The sequence below is a fragment of the Pedobacter sp. genome, assembly GCF_035566355.1.
GTDB lineage: Bacteria > Bacteroidota > Bacteroidia > Sphingobacteriales > Sphingobacteriaceae > Pedobacter.
In genome coordinates this window covers 1-2,813 of record NZ_DATMRL010000387.1, presented here as the reverse complement: position 1 = coordinate 2,813, position 2,813 = coordinate 1, and the positions used below count along the sequence as shown (strand labels likewise).

The window sequence follows — 2,813 nt, the reverse complement described above, 5'->3', positions numbered from 1 at the left end:
AAATAATATTTTCTGCGGATTGCACTGCTCCCCGATCGATGTCAGAACCCACAAAGGTCCAGCCATATTCCTGATGTCCGATAATGGGGTAAATACAGTTGGCACCTGTTCCAATATCCAGCACTTTGACTGATTTTCCTGTGGGGACTACTCCATTATTTGATTCTCCTAACAGATCCGCCAGATAGTGAATATAATCCGCCCGCCCCGGAATCGGCGGACAAAGATAATTTTCCGGAATATCCCAATGCTTTATTCTGTAATACTGCGCAAGCAGCGCTTTGTTCAGCATTTTAACTGCACTTGCATCAGCAAAATCAATGGATTCATCTCCATAAGGGTTTATAAGAACAAAGTCCCGCAGATCCGGGCAACTTTTCACCAAAAGCGAAAAATCATATCTGGACCGGTGTTTATTTCTGGGATGCAATTGTTTCTTTTCTTCTTTTGAGTCGGTTCCCATGGATTGTCGTTACTGTGTTTTATCTTTACGCTGCAAATTAAAGTGTTTAGTTTAGCATTATTGACGTTTTAGTTGAAAAAGATATGTCAAAGTTCATAAGAGGTTTTGGTTTCGCGGGTAAGGGGCTCTATTACGCATTTAGAACACAGATCAACTTCAGATTTCACTGTGCTGCTGCTTTGATCGTTGTATTTTTTGGATGGTACTTTAATCTGAGCCAAACAGAATGGCTATGGATTCTACTGTCCATAGCGATGGTATTGGTTTTAGAGTTGGTGAACACCGCAATCGAAGCCCTTGTTGATCTGGTCTCCCCTGACTATCATCAGAAAGCCGGCATAGCAAAAGACACTGCAGCTGCAGCTGTATTAATCGCCGCCCTCCTGGCTGCATTGATCGGCTTGATCATTTTTATACCAAAAATCATATAAATGCTGCATAAAACCAGGGGAATCGTTCTAAAAACGACGTTGTATGGCGAAGGCAGTGTGATTGTCCAGGTTTTTACTGAAAAATTTGGCATCCAGTCTTATATCATCAACGGAGTAAAAAAACCTAAGGCTAAAATCCGGATGAATATGCTTCAACCTCTGCATTTGCTGGATATGGTCGTTTACCATAAAGCAAATACCAGTCTGCAGCGTATTTCTGAATTAAGAACATCTCCCATATTCAGAACGATACCTTATGATATCGTTAAAAGTTCTATTATTCTGTTTCTGAATGAAGTATTGTATAAGAGTATACGGCAACAGCACACAGATGAAAATTTATTCAGCTTTATTTTCAATGCTATATCCTGGTTTGACGAATGCGAAATGGCGGACACCAGCTTTCACCTTGCGTTTCTACTAAAGCTATCTCGTTTCCTTGGATTTGCTCCCCGCACAGAAAACAAAAAGGGACAGAACTACTTCGATTTGCAGGAAGGTGAATTTAAATCTATGCCCCCTGTCCACCCGCATTTCATGAATAAAACAGAGGCAGATCTGTTTATTTCTCTATTTTCTACACCTTTTGAAAAAATTAATGAAATAAAATTAAATAATTCCACAAGAAGAATCATAGTAGATAAAATTCTGATTTTCTATACTTTACACACTGCTTCCTTTGGGGAAATCCGCTCCCATCAAATCCTTGAAGATGTCTTATCTTAAAATTTTAGAAAAGTTTTTTGGAGTTTTAATTTAGAGGTGTATATTTGCACTCCCGATCACAAGGGACAATAAATAAAAAGAACCAAGGGGAGATTAGCTCAGCTGGTTCAGAGCACCTGCCTTACAAGCAGGGGGTCACTGGTTCGAACCCAGTATCTCCCACCAAAACAGCAGCTCAGCTGTTTCAAAACAAAAAGAGCAGAACCGAAGGGAGATTAGCTCAGCTGGTTCAGAGCACCTGCCTTACAAGCAGGGGGTCACTGGTTCGAACCCAGTATCTCCCACTCAAAAAAAGGACGACATCAATGATGTCGTCCTTTTTTTATATACCTGTTTCCGGTAGGTTTAGACCTTTGACCTGGTCGATAAAATAACGACACAAGATCCCATAAAGGCAATAAACACAAATGCAATGCGTAAAGTAAACGCACCAGACAAGAAGCCAATAACCGGAGGTCCAATTAAGAAGCCAATAAAACCAATCGTAGAAACGGCCGCAATAGATGCTCCAGGAGACATTGTCGTGGATCTGCCGGCAGCGCTGTAAACCATAGGAACTACAGAAGAAACTCCCGCACCCACCAACATAAAACCTATAATTGCCGTTGGAAGAGCCGGAAAAATAACAGCAATAAGTAAACCAATTGTACTCAATGCCCCGCTAACCTGCAAAGTAGTCTTTAATCCGAAGCGTGCGGAAAATTTATCCGCAACAAAGCGACCCAAAGCCATTGTACACATAAAAGCCGTATAACCGGCTACCATCCATCCTTTTTCAGCCAATACAATTTTCTTAAAGTAAATTACACTCCAGTCAAACATTGCCCCTTCACATACCATAGAACAAAAAGCAATCAGCCCCAGGGTAATCAGGGACTTATCTGGAATCGCAAAGGCCGACCCTGCATGCACTGGTTTACGATCATTGTGTAAGTATCGCCAGCATACAACTACAGAAATCACAGTAACCACAGCAATACAAATAAAATGTGGTGCAGGCAAAATTCCTTTTCCAATCATAAAAGTGCCAATCCCCGCTCCAACAAAACCCGCTAAACTCCAAACGCCGTGAAAAGAAGCCATAATAGGCTTACGGTACAACCCCTCCGTGGCCACAGCTTGTGTATTTACCGAAATATTAACCGCATTACTCGCCAGGCCAAAACCAATTAAACAAATTAACAGCTGATAAA

General features: G+C 41.3%; 4 protein-coding genes and 2 tRNA genes. 4 read left to right on the top strand and 2 right to left on the bottom strand.

Annotated features, from left to right (window positions below):
- Positions 1 to 463 (bottom strand): RlmF-related methyltransferase (locus VNZ46_RS14780; protein ID WP_325560845.1); only part of this gene is annotated, 463 nt, incomplete at its 3' end.
- Positions 464 to 546: 83 nt separating this feature from the next.
- Between VNZ46_RS14780 and VNZ46_RS14775 the strand changes: the two genes are divergently transcribed.
- The 4 genes from VNZ46_RS14775 (at position 547) to VNZ46_RS14760 (ending at position 1,904) form a co-directional block, all read left to right on the top strand.
- Positions 547 to 894 carry a diacylglycerol kinase family protein gene (locus VNZ46_RS14775; RefSeq protein ID WP_325560844.1) on the top strand — a complete coding sequence of 116 codons (348 nt, stop codon included), beginning with the start codon at positions 547 to 549 and terminating at the stop codon, positions 892 to 894.
- Positions 895 to 1,620 (top strand): DNA repair protein RecO, encoded by a 726-nt coding sequence (recO, locus tag VNZ46_RS14770; RefSeq protein WP_325560843.1) that lies wholly within the window; start codon positions 895 to 897, stop codon positions 1,618 to 1,620.
- An 87-nt stretch (positions 1,621 to 1,707) separates the two neighbouring features.
- Positions 1,708 to 1,785, top strand: a tRNA-Val gene (locus tag VNZ46_RS14765).
- A 44-nt stretch (positions 1,786 to 1,829) separates the two neighbouring features.
- Positions 1,830 to 1,904: transfer RNA gene (locus VNZ46_RS14760), tRNA-Val, on the top strand.
- Positions 1,905 to 1,965: 61 nt separating this feature from the next.
- Here the strand turns inward: VNZ46_RS14760 and VNZ46_RS14755 are convergent.
- A partial coding sequence (locus tag VNZ46_RS14755) for an MFS transporter (protein WP_325560842.1) occupies positions 1,966 to 2,813 on the bottom strand: 848 nt, incomplete at its 5' end.